A 23037-nucleotide genomic window follows, 5' to 3' on the forward strand; every position below is an offset into this window, starting at 1 on the left:
TCAGTTCTTCTTGTAGAGACGCTTGCCCATCACCCAGGTCTCGTCGACGCAGCGATCGTCGCCGACCATCATGACGGCGAACAGCATGCTCGCGGCCTCGTCCATCGTGCGCGGGCCGGCGCCATCGGCGATCAGCGACTGGTGCCACGCTTGCGCGATCTGCCCGCCATTCGGATCGAGCGCGACGAAATCGGCTTCCTTGCCGGGCTCGAAATTGCCGAGCTTGTCGTCGATATAGAGGCCTTCGGCTCCGCCGAGCGTGATCGACCAGAAGCCGCGATAGGGCGAGAGCTTGTTGCGCTCGGCTTCGGCCAGATCTTTGCGGGTCGGATCGATGCTGCCGTCGAGCAGCGTGTTGTTGCACATGCCGACCTTGTAGGCGTCGTCGAGCACGGAGATCATCGAAAAGCGGTTGCCGCCGCCGACGTCGGTGCCGAACGACATCTTCACGCGGTGCTCCGGATCGGTGGCGCGGCCGAGGCGGAACAGGCCGCTGCCGAGGAACAGGTTCGAGCACGGGCAGAACACCACCGCCGCGCCCTTCTTCGACATGCGGCGGAATTCGTTGTTCGAGAGATAGACGCCGTGGCCACCGGAGAATTTCGGGCCGACCAGGTCGAACTTCTCGTAGACGCCGAGATAATCCTGGCAGTCCGGGTGCTCGACCAGCACGCCGCTGCACTCGGCCGGGTTCTCGGAGATGTGGGTGTTGACCCAGCAATCCGGATGCTCGTGCTTGAGGCGCTGGCAAGCTTTCAGCAGCTCCGGCGAGGCGCCGAAGGCGAAGCGCGGCGTGATGGCGTAGAGGTTGCGGCCCTTGTTGTGATACTGCGCGATCAGCCGCTTGCTGTCGCGGTAGAAATTCTCGGGCGTATCGATGAAATCGGCCGGCGCGTTGCGATCGATGCCGGTGAGGCCCGCGATGACGCGCATGTTGCGGCGGGCCGCTTCCTCGAACAATTTCTCGGTGGAAACAGGGGATGAGCTCGTGAAGGCCTGGCAGGTGGTGGTGCCGGACGCCAGCAGCGCGTCGAGGAAACGCTTCACGCCCTCGCGCGCGTAGTTGCGATCCCGGTATTTGAGCTCTTCCGGATAGACCCACTTCTGCAGCCACGGCAGCAGCTGCTCGCCATAGGCCCCGAGCACGCGAGTCTGCGGCAGATGGATGTGACCATCGATGAAACCGGGGACGATGATGCGGTCCTTGATGTGGGTGATCTCGACGCCCGGATGCGCGGCGGCGACCTTGTCATACGGACCGAAAGCCTTGATCACGCCGTCCGTGACGACCATCAGGCCGTCCTGGTGAAAGCGCGCGGCGGCCTGCTCGTTGCCGATGTGCTTCCAGGGGTCGTCGACGAAATCGAAGAACGTGCCGCGGATACCGACGGTGGTCATAAGCTGGTTCCTTCCCTAGGTCCGTGTGGCCTGGCGCGCTGACGGCAACGAGATCGCGAGCAGCGTGCCTGCAATTGTGCAGAGGCCGAGATAGAGCCATCCGATCGGCGCCTGCGTCGCCTCGGGCAATACCGCCGTGATCGCCATGGCGCCGCTGACGGCGAGATAGCAGAGCGCGCTGATGAGACCGCCGATCAGGCCGTGGTCGCGTTCGAACAGGCCGAGCGCCATGCCGTACATCATCGGACACAGCACGCCGCAACCGGCGAGCACCAGCGCGCCGCCGATCGTGATCGACGCAAAGTCGAGGCCGAGGATCATGCCTGTTGCGGTCAGGACCACCGAGCCGGCAAGAAACAGTGCGAAAGCGCCGAAGCCCAGCACCCGCGCCGGCATGAAGCGCGCGAAATGTGCGCAGCCGAGCTCGCCGGCGAGATTGACGCCGCCGAGGCCGAGCGCGACGAGGCCGTAGATCGCGGCCGAATAACCGAGGCCGGTCTGGTAGAAGAAGGGCGCAACGACACCGAACGCGAGCTGCGCACTGGCCGCCGCGGCAAACACCAGGACGAAAGCCAGGAAACCCGGACGCAGCAACGCATCGCGCAGGATGCCGGCCGTGCGGCGCGGATCGAACGGTGCCCGCCGATCAGCGGGCAGCGTCTCGGGCAGAAGCCATGCGACGATGACGGCAACGATCGCCGCGGCGGCGGCGATGATGACGAAGACGCCGCGCCATGACGTCAGCTCGACGATGAAGCCGCCGGCCGCAGGCGCAAGCACTGGCGCGAGCCCCCAGGCCGCACCAAGCAGGCCGGAGATCGCCGTGAGCTCGCGACCGCGAAAGCAGTCGGCCGCAACCGCATAGGCGACGACGAGGCAGGTGCAGCCGCCGACGCCTTGCAGGAAGCGCAAGCCAAGCAGCAGCGAGGCGCTGGTGGCGAGCGCACACGCGATGCTCATCGCGACGAGCACCGACAGGCCCGCGAGCAGGACGTTGCGGCGGCCGAGCGTGTCGGACGCGATGCCGACCGGCACCAGCGCCAAACTCATGCCAAGCATGTAGGCAGTGACGGTGTTCTGCATCGCGGCCGCATCAGTGGCGAGATCCACGACCATCTGCGGCAGGCCGGGCGTGTAGGCATCGAGCGGAATCTGGCTGAACGGCACGACGCACAACAGGATCGGCACGATCCCGCCTCTGGCGCGACCGGCGTCGGAAGCTAGTGCAGTCATGGCTTACGCCCCTCGGTTCCCGCGGGGCCCGTCTTTTCGTGCGCGCGATAAGAAGCGACGATGCAGGTTGCGGACATTGTCGCGCGCAACGTGCCAGAACTGTGTGTAGGAATTCTTAGGAGCGCCCGTATCGATACCGTCTCTGACGGTTGATGTCCGGCCCGGGGGACCTCCAAACAAAAAACGCGAAAACAACCCCATGCAAAGTACAAATCATTGAAGAATATTGCGCCGCACCGCGCGAGGCCCCGCCAGCACCGACGTTTGACACGTCGGGCAACACAGGCGCAGAATTGCATGATGGCCGCTTGTCAGTTTGCAGTCGCGCCGATCCGTTAACGGGTCGGAAGGCATAGCTGCTTCGAAGCCCGGCTTCCGCATCGGTGCCGCCGGCAAGCAGATCTGGTGCCCATTGCGCTGCCTCCTCATCCCGCTTTCAAAGTTGCATGTTCGGTGCCCGGATCGGTTTGCATCCGGAAGTCTCGGCACGGCGATGGGATACAACGGAGTTCGTGATGAGCGCAGATGGCGCTGAGTGGGATTACAGATCGATCAGCACACTTCTGGACGTCCTGCGCGCGCGCAAGATGTCTGCGTCGGAGCTGCTCGAACACACGATCGCGCGGATCGAGGCGCTGGACGGGCAGATCAACGCCATCATCGTTCGCGATTTCGATCGGGCCAGAGACGCAGCCCGTGCCGTCGATGCCGCGCTCGCGCGCGGCGAGCGGTTGCCATTGCTCGGCATTCCCGTGACGCTCAAGGAACCGTTCAACGTCGCGGGCCTGCCGACGACCTGGGGCTTTCCGCATTTCAGGGATTTCCGACCGGCGGAAGATGCCCTCGTCGTCTCGCGGTTGAAGGCAGCGGGCGCCGTCATCATCGGCAAGACCAACATCCCGATCGGGCTCAGGGATTTCCAGAGCTACAACGAGATCTACGGTACGACCAACAATCCTTGGGACCTCAGCCGCTCGCCCGGCGGCTCATCAGGCGGATGCGGAGCCGCCCTCGCGGCGGGGTTCAGTCCGCTCTCGATCGGCTCGGATATCGGCGGCTCGATCCGGGTGCCCTCGCATTTCTGCGGTGTGTTCGGACACAAGCCGAGCCTCGGCCTGGTCCCGCTGCGCGGATACAGCCTGCCGCCGGCACCGCCCGTCCCTGGCCAGGGCGATCTCGCTGTCGTCGGGCCGATGGCGCGCACGGCTTCGGATCTTGCGCTGGCGCTCGACGTGATCGCCGGCCCGGACGAGACGCGCGACGGCATCGGCTATCGCCTTGCGCTGCCCGCCCCGCGGCATGACGATCTCAAGAATTTCAGGATTCTCGTGATCGATACTCACCCGCTGATGCCGACGGGTGACGCCGTGCGTTCGGCGATCGGGCGACTGGCAGACCGGCTCGACAGATCGGGCGCACGGGTCGCGCGCGCGAGCCCATCGCTGCCCGATCTCGCTGAATCCGCCCGGCTTTACATGAAGCTGTTGAACGGAGCGCGGAGTCCCCGCCTCACGCCGGCAGCCCTCGCGGAGGCGCAAGGGCTTGCCGCGACACTCGCGCCTGACGACCGCAGCCTGCAGGCCCAGCGCGCCCGCGGCTGGGGCATGCTTCATCGCGAGTGGCTGGCGACTGATGCGGCCCGTCTGCAGCTGCAGCAGAAATGGCATCAGTTTTTCCGCGAGTTCGACGCGGTGATCTATCCGGCCGCAGCGGTGCCGGCCTTTCCGCAGGACCAGTCCGAACCGTTCGATGCGCGGCAACTCGACATCGACGGCAAGCTCTACAATTACTCGGATGCCTGCTTCATCTGGGCCGATCCCGCCTCGACCTGCGGACTTCCGGCAACCGCCGTCCCGATCGAGCGCACGCCTTCGGGCCTGCCGATCGGCGTCCAGATCATCGGCCCCTATCTCGAGGACCGCACGACGATCGCGCTGGCCGGGCTGATCGAGCGCGAATTCGGCGGCTTTGTGCCACCGCCGGGGCTGCCTGCAATGCAATCCGCGAGATGATGGAGATCGACTACGTTCTGTCGGCCGACTGCGCCTCGACCGCCTGCACGGCTACGCTCGCCACCTGTCGCAGCGCTTCGCGATCCGCGCCCGAGGAGGCCATGACGCCCATGCCGACCGACACCGCCAGGACATAGCGCGCGAGCGCGGCGGGATCGGAGCTCGGCTTGAGATCACCCTCGGCCTTGGCGCGGATGAAGCGGTCGCGGAGCTGGTCTTCGTTCTCGGCGCGGCGGGCGGCGAGTTCGAACGGGACATTCTCGGAGCCGCTGCCGCAGGCGATGCCGCCCTGCACGAGCAGGCAGCCGGGCGGATTGGCGGGATCGGTCTGCTTGTCGGCGATGCCCATCAGCATCCGCTCGGCGACGTCGCGGGCGGTGGCGGCGGCGACCACCTCGTCCATCCAGGAACCGCGCAGCTTGCTGTAGCGGTCGAGCGCGGCTTTGAGCAGGCCTTCCTTGTTGCCGAAACAGGCATAGAGGCTCGGGGGATTGATGCCCATGGCCTCGGTCAGCTGAGCGATGGTGGCGCCTTCATAGCCATGGCGCCAAAACACTTCCATCGCCTGGTCCAACGCAATATCGGCATCGAATTCGCGGGGGCGTCCCATGCCCATGTGCCTGTCTCCTCCGAATCGGCGTCCAATATCGGCCTAACGCCTGATCCTATCTATTTGTTCTAGCTTTCTTTTTCTTGTGTCTTCCCATTGTCGCGGTATCGGCGTACAATTTTCTTTAGTGAATGATACATAAGTATCTTGCACTGCGAGATCCAGCTCCACATCTGTAGTGAACACTACATATCTGGAGCGCGCAAATGCACCCCGCCCGAAATACCTCCCGTACCGGCCGCTTTCGCCGCCTCCTCGGCGGCGTGGCCGTCGTGGGCACCCTTGCCGTCGCTGGTACGATCGCGACCGGCCGCTACTTCCACGCGGCGCAGGCGACCGCACCGGCCGCCGCGGCCGAACAAGCCGTTTCCGTCACCGTCGCGATGATCGAACCGCGGCAGACCGCGCTGTGGGACGATTTCTCCGGTCGGCTCGAGGCCATCAACCGCGTCGAGCTTCGCCCTCGCGTCGCCGGCGCGATCCTTGCGACCAAGTTCACTGAAGGCGCGCTGGTGAAGGCGGGCGACGTCCTGTTCAAGATCGATCCGGCGCCTTATGCGGCGGAGGTCGACAAGGCCAACGCCCAGCTCGAGGCGGCGAAGGCACGCGTGGTGTTCACCACCAGCGAGCTCGAACGCGGCGCGCAGCTCGTCGGCAACGCCGTCGTGACACGCCGCGATTTCGATCAGCGCGAGAACGCCAACCGGGAAGCGATCGCCAACGTGAAGGCGGCCGAGGCAACGCTGCAGACCGCAAAGCTCAATCTCGACTACACCGAGGTGCGCGCGCCCGTGGACGGCCGCGTCGGCAAGATCGAGGTCACCGTCGGCAATCTCGTCGCCGCCGGCACCGCCTCCCCGGTGCTGACCTCGCTGGTCTCGGTCAATCCGATCTATGCGTCGTTCGATGCGGACGAGGAGATCGTGCTGCGTGCACTGAACTCGATCGCGGATGCCACGGGCCAGCGTGGCAAGCTCGACCAGATCCCGGTGGAGATGACGACCTCCGGCGGCCTCTCGGCGAAAGGCCATATCCAGCTCATCGACAACCAGGTCAACGGCCAGAGCGGCACGATCCGTGTCCGCGCGGTCTTCCGCAACGAGGACGGGCGTCTCATCCCCGGCCAGTTCGCCCGCGTCCGCATGGGCCAGCCGAAGCAGCAGACGCTCGTGATGATCGACGAGCGAGCGATCGGCACCGACCAGGACAAGAAGTTCGTGATGGCGGTCGGCGACGACAGCCGCGCGGTCTACCGGCCGGTCACGCTCGGCGGCGCCGTGGACGGATTGCGCATCGTGACTGACGGCTTGAAGCCCGGCGATCGCATCGTCGTCAACGGCCTGCAGCGTGTGCGTCCGGGCGCCCTGCTCAAGACCGAGGTCGCCGCAATGGGTGCGCGTGGGCCACAGCAGGCTTCCAACCACAGCAACCAGGACGTCGTGCAACGCTAGCGCACCTCGTCATCCCGGGGCGCGCATCGCGCGAACCCGGGATCTCGAGCGTACGAAACTCCGATCACATCATCTCTGGATTCCGGGTTCGCGCTTCGCGCGCCCCGGAATGACGGCGGAGCCGACCGGGGACGACCAAGAAATTTGCCCAGGGGCAAAGCCATGAATCTCTCGAAATTCTTCATTGATCGTCCGATCTTTGCCGGCGTGCTGTCGGTCCTGATCTTCCTTGCCGGCCTGATCTCGCTGTTCGCGATGCCGATCTCGGAATATCCGGACGTGGTGCCGCCCTCCGTCGTGGTGCGCGCGACCTATCCCGGCGCCAATCCCAAGGTGATCGCGGAGACAGTGGCGACGCCGATCGAGGAGCAGATCAACGGCGTCGAGAACATGCTCTACATGTCGAGCCAGGCGACCACTGACGGCGCCATGACGCTGACCGTGACGTTCCGGCTCGGCACCGCCCCCGACAAGGCGACCCAGCTGGTGCAGAACCGCGTGCAGCAGGCCGAGCCGCGCCTGCCCGCCGTGGTGCGCCAGCTCGGCATCATCACCAAGAAGTCGTCGCCCGATCTCACCATGGTCGTTCACCTGCTCTCGCCGAACGGCCGTTACGATATGACTTATTTGCGCAACTACGCCGTGCTCAACGTCAAGGATCGGCTCGCGCGGATCGACGGCGTCGGCGACGTCCAGCTTTATGGTGCCGGCGACTATTCGATGCGGATCTGGGTCGATCCGCAGAAGGCCGCCGAGCACGGCCTCACCGCGAGCGACATCGTGCGGGCGATCCAGGCGCAGAACGTCGAGGCCGCCGCCGGCGTGGTCGGCTCCTCCCCGAACGTCGCGGGCATCGACCTGCAACTCTCCGTCAACGCGGAAGGCCGCCTCGCGAACGAGGAGCAGTTCGGCGACATCGTGGTCAAGACCGGCGGGCGCGGTGAAGTGGTGCGCCTGCGCGACGTCGCGCGCGTCGAACTCGGTGCCTCCGAATACGGCCTGCGCTCGCTGCTGGACAACAAGCAGGCGGTGGCGATCCCGATCTTCCAGGCGCCGGGCTCCAACGCGCTCCAGATCTCCGACAATGTCCGCGCCACCATGGCGGAGATCAAGAAGAACATGCCCGAGGGCGTGTCCTACCAGATCGTCTATGACCCGACCCAGTTCGTGCGCTCCTCGATCGAGGCGGTGATCCATACGCTGCTGGAAGCGATTGCGCTGGTCGTGCTGGTGGTGATCCTGTTCCTGCAGACCTGGCGGGCATCGATCATCCCGCTGCTGGCCGTGCCGGTGTCGATCGTCGGCACGTTTGCCGTGATGCACGCGTTCGGCTTCTCCATCAACGCGCTCAGCCTGTTCGGCCTGGTGCTCGCGATCGGCATCGTCGTCGACGACGCCATCGTCGTGGTGGAGAATGTCGAGCGCAACATCGAGTCCGGCCTGTCGCCGCGCGACGCCACCTATCAGGCGATGCGCGAGGTCTCGGGACCCATCATCGCGATCGCTCTGGTGCTGGTCGCGGTGTTCGTGCCGCTCGCCTTCATCTCCGGCCTCACGGGGCAATTCTACAAGCAGTTCGCGCTGACCATCGCGATCTCGACCGTGATCTCGGCCGTCAACTCGCTGACGCTGTCGCCGGCACTGTCGGCACTCCTGCTCAAGGGCCACAATGAGCCGAAGGACAGGCTGACGCTGATCATGGAAAAGAGCCTTGGCTGGTTCTTCCGCGGCTTCAACAAGGCGTTCACGCGTTCCTCGGAAAATTACAGCGGCAGCGTCAGCAAGGTGATCTCGGGCAAGGCCGCGGTGATGGGCCTCTATGTGGTTCTCGTCGGCATCACGGCCCTCTTGTTCCAGCAGGTGCCGGGCGGCTTCGTGCCGGGCCAGGACAAGCAATATCTGGTCGGCTTCGCCCGCCTGCCAGACGGCGCCGCGCTCGACCGCAGCGAAGAGGTGATCCGCAAGATGAGCGACATCGCGCTGACCCAGCCCGGTGTCGAGAGCTCGGTCGCCTTCCCCGGCCTGTCGATCTCCGGCTTCACCAACTCCTCCAACGCCGGCATCGTGTTCTCGACGCTCAAACCGTTCGACGAGCGGAAGGATCCCTCGCTCAGTGGTCCCGCCATCGCCGCCGAGCTGAACAAGAAATATGCCGGCATCCAGGAAGCCTTCATCGCCATGTTCCCGCCGCCCCCGGTCAACGGCCTCGGGACCATCGGTGGCTTCAAGCTGCAGATCGAGGACCGCGCCGGTCTCGGCTACGAAGCCCTCAACGAGGCGACGAACGCTTTCATGGCGGCGATGCAGAAGGCGCCGGAGATCGCCGGCGTGTTCTCGAGCTTCCAGGTCAACGTGCCCCAGCTCTTTGCCGACATTGATCGCACCAAGGCGCTGCAGCTTGGCGTGCCCGTCACGGAGGTGTTCAACACGCTCCAGATCTATCTTGGCTCCTACTACGTCAACGACTTCAACAAGTTCGGCCGCACCTATTCCGTCCGCGTCCAGGCCGACGCACCGTTCCGCGCGCGGGCCGACGACATCCGGCAGCTGAAGGTCCGCTCGTCCTCCGGCGACATGGTGCCGTTGTCGGCGCTGCTCACAATCCGCCAGAGCGCGGGGCCGGAGCGTGCGATCCGCTACAACGGGTTCCTGTCGTCCGACATCAACGCGGCGGCGGCGCCCGGTTTTTCATCGGGCCAGGCGCAGGAGGCTGCGACGCGGATTGCGGCGGAGGTGCTGCCGCCGGGGTTTGCCTTCGAATGGACCGACCTCACCTATCAGGAGTTCATCGCCGGCAATTCCGGCATCTGGGTATTCCCCCTTGCGATCCTCCTGGTGTTCCTCGTGCTGGCCGCGCTCTATGAGAGCCTGACCCTGCCGCTCTCGATCATCATGATCGTGCCGATGGGCCTCCTGGCCGCGATGTTCGGCGTCTGGATCTCGAAGGGAGACAACAACGTCTTCACCCAGATCGGGCTTATCGTCCTCGTGGGACTTTCGGCCAAGAACGCGATCCTGATCGTCGAATTCGCGCGCGAGCTCGAATTCGCAGGCCGCACGCCGATCCGGGCCGCGATCGAAGCGAGCCGCTTGAGGCTGCGCCCGATCCTGATGACGTCGATGGCGTTCATCATGGGCGTGCTGCCGCTGGTGCTCTCGACCGGCGCGGGCGCGGAGATGCGGCGCGCCATGGGCGTTGCGGTGTTCTCCGGCATGATCGGCGTCACCGTGTTCGGCCTGTTCCTGACGCCGGTGTTCTACGTGCTGCTGCGGACCGTCACCGGCATGAAGCCGCTGACGCATCACGGCAGCGACGTCAGCGCGGTGCCGGTCCCAGGGCCTGCCGAGTGAGCCAGCGTCCCGCCGGGACACGCCCCCGGCGGGACCAACGAGATCGGATCGGCTATTTCCGGTTCTCCTCGCAGAACTTCAGCGCCGCCAGCGCTTCGCCGGCGCGCGGCGTCTGCATCTCGATACTGTCGTCGTCATCGTCCTCGAAATCGATGGTGAGGCGCTTGGCCTTCGACAGGCGATCCATCATCGACTGGTCGTATTCGAAGATGCCGCGCACAGTGGTCTTGTCCATGACCTCCCACTTCGCCTTCTTCATGATGTCGGCATCGTCAGTGCCGACATCGGCCCGAAGAATCTCGCCGACCTTCTCCCATTCCCAGCCCTCGTAGATCATCACGATCACGATCGCCTTCTCGGAATAGGTGATCACGATGACGTAGTCGCGGTTCTCGTCATCCTTGTCCTTGTAGCCACGGCTCGCATTGCAGTGCGTATCCTGCGTACGCTTCTCGATGGTCCAGTCGCCGACCTTGGATTGTTGTGCAAGCGCCGGCCCGGCGCTCAAGGCCCCAGCGAGCAGGCCAGCTGCGAAAAGGAATCGTTTCATTCCCGGCCTCCCGCGTCTGCCCCGGACCGAGATGACCACCTCTGCCGGCGAGCCGCAAGGGTGTGCGGCGCGGCATGAGGCCAAGGGCGTGCCGTGGCCTCAGCTCCGCCGCGGTACGATTGCGATCGGAGTGAAGGTGTAGACCTCCTCGCCGTTCTGGTTGAACATCGTCCACTTCACGAGCGCGATGCCCTGCGGCTTCGACTTCGACGGCGTCAGGCTCATGACCTCCCCGATCAGATGCAGGCGATCGTTGGGCCGCACCGGAACGGGCCAGCGCAGACCATCGACGCCGGCGCCGATGAGCGGGTGCGGACCGAAAGGACGGGTCTGTACGGCCAGGTTCATGGCAATGGCGGCGGTGTGCCATCCCGAGGCAGCGAGCCCCTTGAACAGGGTCTGCTTGGCGGCCTCGTGGTCGAGATGCATCGGCTGCGGGTCGAACTCGGCGGCGAAGCGCTTGATGTCGGCCTCGGTGACCTCGACCTCGGGGGACCTGAACTGCATTCCGATGGTGAGATCGTCGAACCATTCGACCTGCGCCATGATTTTGCCTCGCAATCTGATGCGCCGCCCTCGAAAACGCGGCTAAGGGCTTAAGCTATACCGGGCCCGCAGTGCACAAACCTGCCCCCGGGGTTCCCCCGCGAAACCGCTTTTCCAATGTGACGAAACACGCCTGAAACAGATGGTCGTCTAAGTAGTTGTCAAAATAAATACAGGGACGGCCACCATGCAATTCCTCCTCGAACTGATCTACGAATATTCCTGCTGCCAAAACCTCGTTGCTGAGCCGCTGCGGGAGGACGAGCTATGATCGAGCTGATTTCTGGCCTGCTCGCCCTTTGCAGCGTCGGCGTCTTCACGGCGCATGCAGTGGATGCCTACCGGATGACGCACGACTGACGGCTCTACCCGTCGTCGGCCCTAGAACGGCCGCCGATAGAAGTGCTCCGAATGCGTGGCCGGCGGAAACCGGTTGGCGAGCGCCAACGCTCCCTTCTCGTCGGTCTCGAGCGCGATCTTCTGCGCCAGCATCACGTCGCCGGGCACGAGGAAGCCTGACGGGACGAAGCACCATCCCATCAACGCCCGACCCTCGCCGTCGATTTCGTGGACGTTGGCCGCGGTGCCGTAGTGAATGCGATAGGTCTTGCCGGTGTCGCAGCCGACGACGTCGAAATACCGGTGCTCCTCGAATTGCGCGCGTTGCGCGGGCGAGAGCCATTCGAACAGCAGCCGGCGGCCGCGGGCATCCGGCGTATTCTCGCCGAAGAACCGCCGATAGAGTTCGCGCAGCGCATGCAGACGCGCACGCGCCGGCGCGCGGAGCCAAACAGCCGCGATCATGACCAGCTCAGATCAACCGCCGACCAGGCGGGGATAGAACAGCGTTTCCTGCGCGGTCGGGTCGAACGATCTGATACGGGTGACTTCGCCAGGTCCGTTTCGCAGGGCGGCGGTGAAGCCCGCGCCGGTCAGCTCCCGAAAGCGCCGTTCGGCTCGCGCCAGCGCCTCGGCATTGCCAGGATCAAACTCGTGGCGTGTATCGCCAGTCTGGTCCATCACGATCTGGGTAGCCATGTTGAGTCTCCTCATGCCCAGCCCTGAATCTGATCAAAGCAAACGTCATGCCGTCTGTTCCAGATGGCAACAACTTTCTCACACCGGCGCATCACGCCTTGCTGAGCGGCCTAGCGCAAAGCCGCAGCCCCGCCGCCCTCGTCGATCTGCCGGCCCATCAGCGCGATCGCCTTCTGATAGACGCCGGCGGCATTCCAGGCCTCGATGGCGGCGAAATTCGGCTCGCCCGGCTGGTAGCCGGCTCCTGCTTTCCAGCCGTGAGCCCTGAGAAAATTCGCCGTCGAATTCAGCGCGTTGGCAGCCACTTCGAGGTTACCGGTGCCATAGGCCAGGATGCTCTTGGGCATGAACTGGGTCTGGCCGACCTCGCCGTGCATGGAGCCGCGCGTTGCCCCCGACAGCGTGCCGCGGTCAATCAGCTTCAATGCAGCATAGAGCTGGTCGGTGAAGAATTCGGGACGGCGGCAGTCATAGGCCAGGGTCGCAATCGACGACAGCATGTTCTGGTTGCCGCGCTGGCTGCCGAAGCCGGTCTCCATGCCCCAGATCGCGATCAGCGGTCCGGGCGGGACGCCATAGCGCTCCTGGATGGAGGCGAACAAGGCGGCCTGCGATTGCTTGAGCTGCCGCCCCTTGGCGACGATGGTGGTGGCGCCGCGCTTGGCCAGGAACTGGTCGAGCGTCAGCTGGAAGCTGCGCTGGCCGCGGTCGGCTGCAATGGTCGCGCTGGCGTAATTGGTCTGCATCAGCGCGGCGAGCGCGGTCTGGCCGATGCCCTTGCCCTGTGCCTCCGCACTGAATTCGCGCTTCCAGGCCTCAAAGCCGGCCGGCGAGCTACCGCACTGCGCGGCCTCGGCGGCGGGCGCCAGGCAACCAAGCAGCGCCACCGCGCCAAAAACCGCCCCCGCAACAGACCTGCCCCTGATCATACCCACCATCTCCCGTCGTGAACCGATCGCAATCTTACCTGCTCGAACGCGCCGACTCCATGGCCTGATCATAGGACAATTCGAGGCCTTCCAGATTGCCTTCCTTCCGCCATTTGTCGAGCAGCCGCAGGAATGCCACCGGCCCGCGCCAATATTGGCTGTTTCTTGCCGCGATCGGATCGAACACGCCTTCGTTGTTGTAGTAGCCGGGCGTGCATTCGGCTAGGTAAGTCTGGCGGCCGAGCGCGGCCCTGACGACCTCGTCGACCCAGGCATTCTCGGCGGCCAATGTCGGCTCCAGGGTTCGCACCTTGCGCTTGCGGGCCTGCTTGATCACGTACGCGATGTGCTGCGACTGCTCGTCGATGATGTGCGGGAAGTTGGCACTCTGGCCCGCCTGCACGGTGACGATCAGGAAGCAGTTCGGGAAGCCGCGGCTGTAGAAACCGTGCATCGTCTTGACGCCGTCCTGCCAGCGCTCGGACAGGCTCGTGCCGCCGCGGCCATAGACCTCGAAGCCCATGCGTCGCGCGTAATCGGTGCCGACCTCGAAACCGCTGGCATAGATCAGGCAATCGAGCTCGTAGGCCTTGCCGCCAGCCACGACGGCGTTCTCGGTGATGCGCTCGACGCCCTTCCCGTCGGTATCGACGAGATGCACGTTGGGACGATTGAAGGTGTCGAGATATTCGTCGTGAAAGCACGGCCGTTTGCAGAACGCCTTGTACCAGGGCTTGAGCGCCTCTGCAGTCGCCTCGTCATTGACGACCGCATCGACGCGGGCGCGGATCTCCTCCATCTTGCGGTAGTCGGCCTGCTCGATGACCTTCAGCGCCTCCTCCATCGAGGTCACGGGTTGCGCCTGACGACGCGGCGCCAGCAGGATCTCGCCAAGCAGGCCGGTCCAGCCGTCCTGCACCAAATCCCGTTCGAACGGCTCGCCCGAGATCACGGCGGTGAAATTGTCCATGCGCTCGCGTTGCCAGCCGGGCTCGAGGTTCTGTGCCCAGCCCTGATCCGTCGGCCGGTCGTCGCGCACGCCGATCGCCGATGGCGTGCGCTGAAACACATAGAGCTCCTTCGCGGAGCGGCCGAGATGCGGCACGCATTGCACGGCGGTGGCGCCAGTGCCGATGATCCCGACGCGCTTGTCGGCAAGCCCGGTCAGACCGCCATCCGCATCGCCGCCGGTATAGCCGTAATCCCAGCGACTGGTATGAAAGCTGTGGCCCTTGAAGGATTCGATGCCGGGTATGCCCGGCAGCTTCGGCCGGCTGAGCGGACCTCCGGCAAGAATGACGAAGCGTGCAAGGATCTGGTCGCCGCGATCGGTCTCGACCAGCCAACGCGCCTCGTGCTCCTGCCACACCATTCGCGAGATGACGGTCTGAAACAGCGCGCGCTCGTAGAGACCGAAATGACGGCCGATGCGGCGGGAGTGCTCGTAGATCTCCGGCGCCCGGGCATATTTGCGCACGGGCATGTAGCCGGTCTCTTCCAGCAGCGGCAGATAGATGTAGCTCTCGGTATCGCAGGCAGCGCCAGGATAACGATTCCAGTACCAGGTGCCGCCGAAGTCGGCAGCCTTTTCCACGATGCGGAACTCATCGATGCCAGCCTCGCGCAGGCGCGCGCCGCAGAGAAGGCCGCCAAAGCCGCCGCCGACGACGAGCACTTCCGTCTCTTCATTGATAGCTGAGCGTGCAAATCCGGGATCGGCCCAGGGGTCGTCGAGGTAGCGGCCGAAATCGCCGGTAACCTCGACATACTGAGCCTTGCCCTCGGCCCGCAAACGACGGTCGCGCTCGTCACGGTAGCGCGCGCGGAGAGCCGCAATGTCGACCGTAGGTTCGCCGGCTGCACCGGTCTTGTGTCTTTCCGCTGACATGCATTTCCTCCACGGAAGAGCGCCGCTTCGCCGGCAGCTCACCTCACGTTAGCCCCGAAAAAGTGACGCATGCAATCACGTCCCATCTTTTTGCGTGAACGCCGCGCGACGTTCCGCTAACCTCGATCGCAAATCACAAGCGTACGCCACGCAACGACGTGGCTGTGGAGGAGACCATGCAAGGGTTGATGATGGACATGCCGCTTCTGATCAGCGGCCTGATCCAGTTCGCCGCGGACTATCACGGCGAAGCCGAGATCGTCGCGCGCGAGATCGAGGGCGACATCCACCGCTACACCTATGCCGACGCTCATCCACGCATCAAGCGCATGGCGCTGGCGTTGAAGCGGCTCGGCATGAAGAAAGGCGACCGCGTCGGCACGCTGGCCTGGAACACCCACCGGCATTTCGAGATGTTCTACGCCGCGCCGGGGATGGGCTATGTGCTGCACACCGTCAACCCGCGGCTGTTTCCCGAACAGCTCGTTTACATCATCAACCACGCCGAAGACCGCCTCCTCTTCATCGACCGCGCCACGCTGCCGCTCGTCGAGGCGATCGCGCCGCAGCTGAAAACGATCGAGGCTTACGTCGTGATGTCCTCGCGCGAGCGCATGCCCGAGACGAAACTTGCCAATGTGCATTGCTACGAGGAGCTTCTGGAAAAGGAGAACGAGGCCGGTTTCGCCTGGCCGGAGTTCGACGAAAAATCCGCCTCCACTATCTGCTACACGTCCGGCACGACAGGCAATCCCAAGGGCGTGATCTATTCGCACCGCGCCGCGATCCTGCAGACCATGACCTGCTGCAATTTCGACTTCCTGCCGGGACATCTCGAAGGCGTGCGGGAGGTGATGATGCCGATGGCGCCTCTCTTCCACGGCAATGGCTGGAACATGCCGTTCACCGCGCCCTATACCGGCTCGAAGCTGGTGCTGCCCGGCCGCAACTATGAACCCGACAAGCTCTATGAACTGCTCGAAGGCGAGAAAGTGACGCTGTCGGCGGGGGTGCCTAGCTTCTGGCTGATCCTGCTCGATTGGCTGGGCCGCACCGGAAACAAATTCTCGACGCTGCGCGCAACGCTGTCGTCGGGCTCGGCCCCGCCGCGCGCGATGATCGAGAAGCTCAAGCGCGACTACAACATCGACTACATCCAGGCCTGGGGCATGACCGAGGCGCTGGGCTGCTCGATGCCGGGCCTGCGACCAGGATCGGAACATCTCGGCGAGACCGAGACATTCGACCGCCGCCAGGTCTCCGGCCGCGCCTGTTTCGGCACAGCCTTGCGCATCGTCGACGATGCCGGCGTCGAGCTGCCGCGCGACGGCAAGACCGTCGGCCATCTGCGCGCCCGCGGGCCGTGGGTCGCCTCCGGCTACATGAAGCTGGATGAGGGCCTCGACCGCGACGGCTGGCTGATCACCGGCGACATGGCCGTGATCGATCCTCAAGGCCACGTCACGCTGACCGACCGCTCCAAAGACGTGATCAAGTCCGGCGGCGAATGGATCTCCTCGATCCAGCTCGAGGACGTTGCCTTGTCCCATCCCGACGTGCTGCAGGCCGCCGTGGTCGCGATCAACCACGAGAAATGGCAGGAGCGCCCCCTCCTCCTCGTCGTCCGCAAGAAGGGCGCGACGGTCGACGGCAAGACGCTGCTCGACCACATGCGACCGAAGATTGCGAGCTGGTGGATGCCGGACGCCGTCGAATTCCTCGACGAATTTCCGATGACGGGGACCGGCAAGGTGCTGAAGTCGGCCCTGCGCGAGAAGTTCAGGGAGTACCGCGTCGCGTGACCTCTGCGGCTGCGCACGGGCCTCTCCGTGCGCAACCATCTTCATCTTTTGGTAGATTTGGAGGCGATATAGCGAGACGTCGCTAATCCCTTATCGAGGACACCATGGCGTTTTCCGGATTGGGCCTGCATCTCGGCAATCTATCGCGCCTGTCGGATGCGCAGACGCGCTCGATCAGCCCCGAGAACTTCACCGGCGAGAAGGGCAAGGGCGGCATGTCCGTCGACGGCCCCGCCGCGCGCCAGGCCCGCGATCTCGGACAGGGATGGAAAGTCTCTCCCTATGTCGTCATCGATCCGGGCACGACTTTCACGCTCGCCGACATCCGGGGTCAGGGCGCGATCCAGCAGATCTGGATGACGCTGGCCCGCGGACGGCTGCGCCACTCGATTCTGCGCATCTACTGGGACGACCAGGAACAGCCGAGCGTCGAATGCCCGGCCGGCGATTTCTTCGCCTGCGGATGGGAAGAGTTCGCGCAGGTGTCCTCGCTCGCGGTTTGCGTCAATCCCGGCCGCGCCTTCAACTGCTATTGGGAAATGCCGTTTCGCAAGCGTGCGCGTTTCACGCTGGAGAACCGCAGTGAGGAGCAGCTGACGGTCTACTACCAAATCAACTACACCCTGACCGACGTGCCCGAGGACTGCGCCTATTTTCATGCGCAGTTCCGTCGCACCAATCCGCTGCCTTACAAGCAGGTCTACACCATCCTCGACGGCATCAGCGGCGCCGGCCATTATGTCGGCACCTACATGGCGTGGGGCGTCAACAACAACGGCTGGTGGGGCGAAGGCGAGATCAAGTTCTTCATCGACGGCGACGGCGAATTCCCGACGATCTGCGGCACCGGCACCGAGGACTATTTCTGCGGCGCCTACAATTTCGATCCCCATGTGGCGCATGCCGGCCAGGGGCAATCGCGCTACGTGGAGTTCACCACGCCCTATGCCGGCCTGCCGCAAGTGATCCGCCCTGACGGCGTCTACAAATCGCAGCAGCGCTTCGGCCTCTATCGCTGGCACATTCCCGACCCCGTGCGCTTCCGCTCCGATTTGCGCGTAACGATCCAGGCGCTGGGCTGGCTGCCCGGCACGAAGGACGGAAAGTACCTTCCACTGCAGGACGACATCGCCTCGGTCGCGTTCTGGTACCAGGCGCTGCCGACCGCGCCATTCCCGAAGCTGCCCGACCCGGACTATCTCGAGATCGGCTGATCCTGCCGCCGCTCGACCACCAAGGAGACCAGAGATGCTCTACCCGATTTCGCCAAAAGTCGTCGAGCTCAAGCGCAAGCTCGAGAGCTTCATGGACCGGCACATCTATCCGAACGAGGAGCGGTTCTATCGCGAGGCCGAAGAGCTGGGACCGTGGAAGGTCTTTCCCGTCGTCGAGGAGCTGAAGCCGCTGGCGCGCAAGGAAGGCCTCTGGAATCTGTTCCTGCCGGAATCCAGCCATGGCGCGGGCCTGACCAATCTCGAATACGCCCCGCTCTGCGAGGTGATGGGCCGCTCGCATCTGGCCCCTGAGGTGTTCAACTGCTCGGCGCCCGATACGGGCAACATGGAGGTGCTGGAGCGATACGGCACCGAAAAGGACAAGGAGCGTTGGCTGAAGCCGTTGCTGGCAGGCGAGATCCGCTCCTGCTTCGCCATGACGGAGCCTGCGGTCGCATCATCCGACGCCACCAACATCGAGAGCTCGATCGTGCGCGACGGCGATCATTACGTGATCAACGGGCGCAAATGGTACACGACCAACGCGACGGATCCCCGCTGCAAGATCTGCATCTTCATGGGCAAGACCGATCCTGACAATCCGGACCGGCACAAGCAGCAATCCATGATCCTGGTGCCGATGGAGACATCAGGCATCGAGGTGAAGCGCGCCCTGCCCGTGTTCGGCTTCTACGGCGTGCCCGATCGCGCCTCCGAGGTCGTCTTCACCAATGTGCGGGTCCCGAAGGAAAACATGCTGCTCGGCGAGGGCCGCGGTTTCGAGATCGCGCAGGGCCGCCTCGGTCCCGGCCGCATCCACCACTGCATGCGGCTGATTGGCCTCGCCGAACGCACGCTGGAGAAGATGTGCCGTCGCGTCCGCAGCCGCGTCGCCTTCGGCAAGCCGGTCTCGGAGCAGACGGTGACGCAGGAGCGCATCGCGGAAGCCCGCATCATGATCGAGCAGGCACGGCTGCTGACGCTGAACGCGGCTTACGCGATGGACACGGTCGGCAACAAGGTGGCGAAGGCCGAGATCGCGATGATCAAGGTCGCCGTGCCGAACATGGCTTGCCAGATCATCGACTGGGCGATCCAGGCCCATGGCGGCGGCGGCACCTCGAACGATTTCGGTTTGACCCAGGCCTACGCCACCGCGCGCCTGCTGCGTCTTGCCGACGGTCCCGACGAGGTGCACAGAAACCAGATCGCGCGGTTCGAGCTGAAGAAATACTCGAATGCTTAGAAGCTGCGCGTTTGGTGCGGCGACGGCGGTGCGCACTTCCTTCTCCCCTTGCGGGAGAAGGTGGCGCGAAGCGCCGGATGAGGGGTCTCTCTCCGCGGAGGCAGACCCCTCACCCCAGTGAATGTGGATCGACCAGCGGAGCTGCCCTCTCCCGCAAGGGGAGAGGGCACAGCAGCGCGCAGCGCGCCTCGCCCCCCGCCTCAGTTCACCACGTACACGTCCGGATCTGCGCTCCAGCTCGGCTTCTTGAAGGCGTTGCGCAAGGCGGCCGACAGCGGGACGTTGTAGTTGAGGCCGTTCGGCGGCGTCGGCGACTGCAGCCATTTCTTGTAGAGCACCTCGATCTCCGGGCTGGCGTAGAGCTCCGCCGTGGCGCGATCGGCGAGCGCCTTGAACGGCGCATCCTCCCGCCGCAGCATGATCCCGTAGGGCTCCGGCTTCGAGAAAGCCTCTTCGCTGATCATGAAGGCTTGCGGGTCCTTCGACCGCGCGATCGCGACCGCGAGCTGGACGTCGTCGAGTGCATAGGCCTGGGCGCGGTCGGTTTCCAACAGCAGGAAGGCCTCGGCCTGGTCCTTGGCCGGCATCACATTGATGCCGAGATTGCGCTCGGTGTTGACCTTGGCGAGCTGCGTCAGGTTGACCGACCCGGCCACGGCCGTGACCGCCTTGCCCTTGAGATCGTCGATGGTGTTGATCTTTGCAGCCTTCTTGGCTGCAAATCGCGTCGCACTGAGGAAATGCGTGTTGGTGAAGGCAACCTGCTTCTGGCGATCGGCATTGTTCGTGGTCGCCGAGCAATGCAGATCAAGGGTGCCGTTGACCATCAGCGGAATCCGGTTCGACGACGTTACCGCGAGCGTATCGACGGCGATGTCGGGCATGCCGAGCTGCTTCTTCACGGCATCGACGATTTTCAGGCAGATATCCATGGCAAAGCCGACCGGCTTCTGGTTGCCGTCCAGATAGCTGAAGGGGACCGAGGCTTCCTGATAACCCAGCGTGATCTTCTTCGTCTCTTTGATCTTCTGGAGGGTGCCCGAGAGATCTTCCGCCGAAGCGGCGCCCGCAAGACATGTGGCGGCCAGGAGAACAGTCGTAAGACGCATCGGTGGCTCCTCAGGGAGTAATCGTCAACTGCGCCGGCGCGCAATCGTGCAAGGTGATACCCCAGAGCTGGACCGGTCGCCAGACCAGGTTCCGTCTACCAGCTATCGCGGTTTTCGATGCGCAGGTGCAGCGACATCATGCCCTGCTTTATCCGCAGGTGAGCTGCCGCTCGAACCAGCCGGATAGTCGCTCCGACAACGGAAGCCACATCCGCTGGAAGTTTACGAATTTGCCGGCATTGGTCCGGTACATGCCCCGCAGTTCCTGCTCGATCGCCGGCAGATCGACGCCGGCGCAGACCCCATCCCTCACGATCGCCTTCCCGGCAACGACAACCTCTCGCACCAGCGAGGCGTTGCCTCGCGCAAACAGCAAGGCCATGGGATCGGCAGGCATGATCCCGTCACGGTCGAGCCGATCAAGATCGATGACGACGAAATCAGCCGGATTTCCGGCGACGAGCTCGCCGCTTCCGGGTGCGCCGGTGGCGCGGCGCCCGTTGCGGATGGCGAGCGCAAACATTTCGGCGGGCGTCCATGTCGGCTTGAAGCCAAGGCCGCCATGGACCATCTGCACCAGCCGCATCTCGCGCAGGATGTCGTCGTCCTCGTCCAGCGCCAGCCCGTCGACGCCGACCGCGATCGCGCAGCCGCATTTGTGAGCGGCGGCAATCGGGGCGAGCCCCGAACGCAGATGCATGTTCGAGCTGAAATTGGTGACGATGCGCGTGCCGGACGCCGCAATCATCTCCAGCTCATCCGGCCTGGCGTGAATGCAGTGCGCGAGCGTCAGCCGCTCCGAGAGGAAGCCGATGTCGCGCAGCCAGCGCACCATGTCTGGAAAGTGCTGGTCGGCCCAGGCCCGCTGGTACACGGTCTCCAGCAGATGCATGTGGATGCGGCGGCCGGTCAGTGCCGAATTCTCGGCCACCGCCTCCAGCAGCGGCTTCGAGCACCATTGCACGCCCGCAGGCCCGAGCTGCACGTCCACCATCGGGCCGCAGATGGCAGCAGCAATCGCGTCGGTCAACTCGAGATATGCCTTGGGCGCCATTGGCGCGCGGACGAAGAGATCGTCGATGGTCTTGCGGTCTTCGCGGGACAGACCCGAGAGTATCGGCTCGGCATCCCCATAGACGATCGGGTTCTGGTCGCGCACGGCCATCGCAAAGGCGATGCGGATGCCGACGTCGGTTGCTGCCTGCGCGACAGCCCTGGCTTCGTCGATCAGGGGCATCGTCCCGCTGGGGCGGGTGTAGTGCACCATCATGGCGGCGCAGCCGGCCTTGGCCGAGCGAGCCAAAGCAGACGCCGCGGTCAGGTACGGATCGACCGGCGTGCCGAGCGCGGTTCGCAGGATCCAGCTTTCCAGAGGCATGCCGACCGCACCGAACGACGACGCGGTGGCGCGGGCATGGTCATGTGCGTTGACGAAGGCCGGAATGACGAAGGAGCGGGGCCCATGCCCCGCCCCTTCGGAGATCTCGGTGATGACGCCGCCGTGGTGCCGCAGCACGACGTTATCGCTGACGCCGCGGTCAGGCCCATGGAACAGGCTGGTCGCCGAAATCTCCGTGGCCATGAGCGTCTCCGGGGATCAATTGGCAGTATAAACCAATTCCCGCTCCGCGCGCGGCGGCAGGAATTCGCGCGAGAACACCTCCGCCGGCGTCGGCGCGCGGGCGAGCTGATAGCCCTCGACCACGATGCCGATGGCGCGCGCCATGCGGTCATCCTTGATGTCGCCGATGCCGATCTCCTTCATCTCGGGCGAGACGATCAGCTTCTCGAACGAATATTGCAAGCGCCGCTTCTCGACATCCGCGTTGATGAGGTTGTCGTAGTTCACCGCCGCCTTCATGCCGGCATTCTGGTCCTTGGCGATCGCAATCGCCCCCTTGTTGATGGCACGCACCAGGCCCGCGACGGCCTTCGGGTTCGAGGCGATCAGCTTGCGCGACACCATCACGCCGTTCGAGTAGAGATCGAGCCCGTACTCACCGAACGAGAACCATTTGAAGTCCTTGTCCGGGTCCTGGCGGTTGAGCACGAGGTTGAAATAGCTGGTGATGTTGAAGACGAGCGCTGCATCGATGTCCCCCTTGATCAGCATCGGCTCCTGCAGGTTCGGCGCCATGTTGGAGATCTTGATCTTCTCGCCGTCGAGACCATTCTTGCGCGTGAACACCGGCAGGAGGCGCGTCGTCGGCGTCCCCTGCGCGCCGCCGAGCGTGCGGCCTTCGAAATCCTTGATGGTGTTGATGCCGCTGGACTTCTTGGCGACGATCGCGAACGGAGGCTGGTTCCACATCATGTAGACCATGACGGGCGCGTCCTTCGGCTTGGTCGAGGCGTTCTGGATGATGGCATTGACGTCGCCGAAGCCGGCGTCATAGGCGCCGGACATGATGCGCGTGACGGTGGCGCCGGAGCCTTCGCCCTGATCGATGACGACGTTGAGGCCTTCCGCTTTGAAGTAGCCGTTGTCCTTGGCGTAGAAGAACGCGGCGTCGCTGCCTTGGGTCTTCCAGCCCAACGTGAACTTGATCGTGGTGTCCTGGGCCAGGGCTGCGCCCATGGACAGCCCCAATCCCATGAGCGTGGCAGCTACTCTTCTCAACATCGAGACCTCTCCTCAGCTTCGTTGCGTGATGATTGTT

The 23037-nt window shown here is 64.4% G+C and carries 18 protein-coding genes; 6 read left to right on the forward strand and 12 right to left on the reverse strand.

Features of this window, described 5'->3' with window-relative positions:
• Both guaD and RX330_RS22955 read right to left on the reverse strand, forming a co-directional pair.
• Positions 1 to 1398, reverse strand: a complete 1398-nt coding sequence (gene guaD, locus RX330_RS22950; protein WP_317239914.1) for a guanine deaminase — start codon at positions 1396 to 1398, stop codon at positions 1 to 3.
• 15 nt (positions 1399 to 1413) lie between these two features.
• Positions 1414 to 2631: a multidrug effflux MFS transporter gene (locus tag RX330_RS22955; protein WP_317239915.1), complete on the reverse strand. Its 1218-nt coding sequence runs from the start codon at positions 2629 to 2631 to the stop codon at positions 1414 to 1416.
• A 515-nt stretch (positions 2632 to 3146) separates the two neighbouring features.
• Here RX330_RS22955 and RX330_RS22960 point away from each other — a divergent pair.
• Positions 3147 to 4643, forward strand: a complete 1497-nt coding sequence (locus RX330_RS22960) for an amidase (protein ID WP_317239916.1) — start codon at positions 3147 to 3149, stop codon at positions 4641 to 4643.
• A gap of 10 nt (positions 4644 to 4653) precedes the next feature.
• Here RX330_RS22960 and RX330_RS22965 read toward each other — a convergent pair whose 3' ends face one another.
• Positions 4654 to 5259, reverse strand: a complete 606-nt coding sequence (locus tag RX330_RS22965; RefSeq protein ID WP_317239917.1) for a TetR/AcrR family transcriptional regulator — start codon at positions 5257 to 5259, stop codon at positions 4654 to 4656.
• Between the two features lie 200 nt (positions 5260 to 5459).
• Between RX330_RS22965 and RX330_RS22970 the strand changes: the two genes are divergently transcribed.
• Together RX330_RS22970 and RX330_RS22975 are read left to right on the forward strand one after the other, a co-directional pair.
• Positions 5460 to 6704 (forward strand): efflux RND transporter periplasmic adaptor subunit, encoded by a 1245-nt coding sequence (locus RX330_RS22970; RefSeq protein ID WP_317239918.1) that lies wholly within the window; start codon positions 5460 to 5462, stop codon positions 6702 to 6704.
• 162 nt (positions 6705 to 6866) lie between these two features.
• A complete protein-coding gene (locus RX330_RS22975; RefSeq protein WP_317239919.1) occupies positions 6867 to 10055 on the forward strand; it encodes a multidrug efflux RND transporter permease subunit in 3189 nt (1062 codons plus the stop codon).
• 52 nt (positions 10056 to 10107) lie between these two features.
• Here RX330_RS22975 and RX330_RS22980 read toward each other — a convergent pair whose 3' ends face one another.
• The 6 genes from RX330_RS22980 to RX330_RS23005 form a co-directional block, all read right to left on the reverse strand.
• Positions 10108 to 10605, reverse strand: coding sequence for a hypothetical protein (locus RX330_RS22980; protein ID WP_317239920.1), 498 nt, complete (start codon positions 10603 to 10605; stop codon positions 10108 to 10110).
• A gap of 99 nt (positions 10606 to 10704) precedes the next feature.
• Positions 10705 to 11151, reverse strand: a complete 447-nt coding sequence (locus tag RX330_RS22985) for a MaoC family dehydratase (RefSeq protein WP_212086888.1) — start codon at positions 11149 to 11151, stop codon at positions 10705 to 10707.
• Between the two features lie 381 nt (positions 11152 to 11532).
• Complete coding sequence (locus RX330_RS22990) at positions 11533 to 11955, reverse strand: hypothetical protein (protein WP_212086891.1); 423 nt, start codon at positions 11953 to 11955, stop codon at positions 11533 to 11535.
• A gap of 12 nt (positions 11956 to 11967) precedes the next feature.
• On the reverse strand, positions 11968 to 12189 hold the full coding sequence (locus RX330_RS22995; protein ID WP_018319783.1) for a hypothetical protein: 222 nt from the start codon (positions 12187 to 12189) through the stop codon (positions 11968 to 11970).
• A gap of 110 nt (positions 12190 to 12299) precedes the next feature.
• Entirely contained in the window at positions 12300 to 13118 is an 819-nt protein-coding gene (locus RX330_RS23000) for a lytic transglycosylase domain-containing protein (protein WP_317239922.1), read from the reverse strand.
• Positions 13119 to 13152: 34 nt separating this feature from the next.
• Positions 13153 to 15006, reverse strand: a complete 1854-nt coding sequence (locus RX330_RS23005) for a flavin-containing monooxygenase (RefSeq protein ID WP_317239923.1) — start codon at positions 15004 to 15006, stop codon at positions 13153 to 13155.
• Between the two features lie 176 nt (positions 15007 to 15182).
• On the opposite strand from RX330_RS23005, the gene RX330_RS23010 reads away from it, so the two are divergent.
• From RX330_RS23010 to RX330_RS23020, 3 genes are all read left to right on the forward strand, one after another.
• A complete protein-coding gene (locus tag RX330_RS23010; protein WP_317239924.1) occupies positions 15183 to 16808 on the forward strand; it encodes a long-chain fatty acid--CoA ligase in 1626 nt (541 codons plus the stop codon).
• A 104-nt stretch (positions 16809 to 16912) separates the two neighbouring features.
• Entirely contained in the window at positions 16913 to 18022 is a 1110-nt protein-coding gene (locus tag RX330_RS23015; protein WP_317239925.1) for a glycoside hydrolase family 172 protein, read from the forward strand.
• A gap of 34 nt (positions 18023 to 18056) precedes the next feature.
• Positions 18057 to 19268, forward strand: a complete 1212-nt coding sequence (locus RX330_RS23020; protein ID WP_317239926.1) for an acyl-CoA dehydrogenase family protein — start codon at positions 18057 to 18059, stop codon at positions 19266 to 19268.
• Positions 19269 to 19468: 200 nt separating this feature from the next.
• On the opposite strand, the gene RX330_RS23025 is transcribed toward RX330_RS23020, so the two are convergent.
• From RX330_RS23025 to RX330_RS23035, 3 genes are all read right to left on the reverse strand, one after another.
• Positions 19469 to 20377 carry an amino acid ABC transporter substrate-binding protein gene (locus tag RX330_RS23025; RefSeq protein ID WP_317239927.1) on the reverse strand — a complete coding sequence of 303 codons (909 nt, stop codon included), beginning with the start codon at positions 20375 to 20377 and terminating at the stop codon, positions 19469 to 19471.
• 148 nt (positions 20378 to 20525) lie between these two features.
• Positions 20526 to 21959: an amidohydrolase family protein gene (locus RX330_RS23030; protein WP_317239928.1), complete on the reverse strand. Its 1434-nt coding sequence runs from the start codon at positions 21957 to 21959 to the stop codon at positions 20526 to 20528.
• Between the two features lie 15 nt (positions 21960 to 21974).
• Positions 21975 to 23000, reverse strand: a complete 1026-nt coding sequence (locus RX330_RS23035) for an ABC transporter substrate-binding protein (protein ID WP_317239929.1) — start codon at positions 22998 to 23000, stop codon at positions 21975 to 21977.
• Between the last annotated feature and the right edge of the window lie 37 nt (positions 23001 to 23037).

It is taken from the genome of Bradyrhizobium sp. NDS-1 (genome assembly GCF_032918005.1).
GTDB lineage: Bacteria > Pseudomonadota > Alphaproteobacteria > Rhizobiales > Xanthobacteraceae > Bradyrhizobium > Bradyrhizobium tunisiense.

Bases quoted from the DNA above. Each gene is read 5' to 3' on its own strand.
- RX330_RS23000 (WP_317239922.1), bottom strand. From the start codon at position 13,118: ATGATCAGGGGCAGGTCTGTTGCGGGGGCGGTTTTTGGCGCGGTGGCG.
- RX330_RS23030 (WP_317239928.1), bottom strand. From the start codon at position 21,959: ATGGCCACGGAGATTTCGGCGACCAGCCTGTTCCATGGGCCTGACCGC.
- RX330_RS22995 (WP_018319783.1), bottom strand. From the start codon at position 12,189: ATGGCTACCCAGATCGTGATGGACCAGACTGGCGATACACGCCACGAG.
- RX330_RS22980 (WP_317239920.1), bottom strand. From the start codon at position 10,605: ATGAAACGATTCCTTTTCGCAGCTGGCCTGCTCGCTGGGGCCTTGAGC.
- RX330_RS23005 (WP_317239923.1), bottom strand. From the start codon at position 15,006: ATGTCAGCGGAAAGACACAAGACCGGTGCAGCCGGCGAACCTACGGTC.
- RX330_RS23020 (WP_317239926.1), top strand. From the start codon at position 18,057: ATGCTCTACCCGATTTCGCCAAAAGTCGTCGAGCTCAAGCGCAAGCTC.
- RX330_RS22990 (WP_212086891.1), bottom strand. From the start codon at position 11,955: ATGATCGCGGCTGTTTGGCTCCGCGCGCCGGCGCGTGCGCGTCTGCAT.
- RX330_RS22955 (WP_317239915.1), bottom strand. From the start codon at position 2,631: ATGACTGCACTAGCTTCCGACGCCGGTCGCGCCAGAGGCGGGATCGTG.
- RX330_RS22975 (WP_317239919.1), top strand. From the start codon at position 6,867: ATGAATCTCTCGAAATTCTTCATTGATCGTCCGATCTTTGCCGGCGTG.
- RX330_RS22985 (WP_212086888.1), bottom strand. From the start codon at position 11,151: ATGGCGCAGGTCGAATGGTTCGACGATCTCACCATCGGAATGCAGTTC.
- RX330_RS23035 (WP_317239929.1), bottom strand. From the start codon at position 23,000: ATGTTGAGAAGAGTAGCTGCCACGCTCATGGGATTGGGGCTGTCCATG.
- RX330_RS22970 (WP_317239918.1), top strand. From the start codon at position 5,460: ATGCACCCCGCCCGAAATACCTCCCGTACCGGCCGCTTTCGCCGCCTC.
- RX330_RS23010 (WP_317239924.1), top strand. From the start codon at position 15,183: ATGCAAGGGTTGATGATGGACATGCCGCTTCTGATCAGCGGCCTGATC.
- RX330_RS23015 (WP_317239925.1), top strand. From the start codon at position 16,913: ATGGCGTTTTCCGGATTGGGCCTGCATCTCGGCAATCTATCGCGCCTG.
- RX330_RS22965 (WP_317239917.1), bottom strand. From the start codon at position 5,259: ATGGGCATGGGACGCCCCCGCGAATTCGATGCCGATATTGCGTTGGAC.
- RX330_RS23025 (WP_317239927.1), bottom strand. From the start codon at position 20,377: ATGCGTCTTACGACTGTTCTCCTGGCCGCCACATGTCTTGCGGGCGCC.
- guaD (WP_317239914.1), bottom strand. From the start codon at position 1,398: ATGACCACCGTCGGTATCCGCGGCACGTTCTTCGATTTCGTCGACGAC.
- RX330_RS22960 (WP_317239916.1), top strand. From the start codon at position 3,147: ATGAGCGCAGATGGCGCTGAGTGGGATTACAGATCGATCAGCACACTT.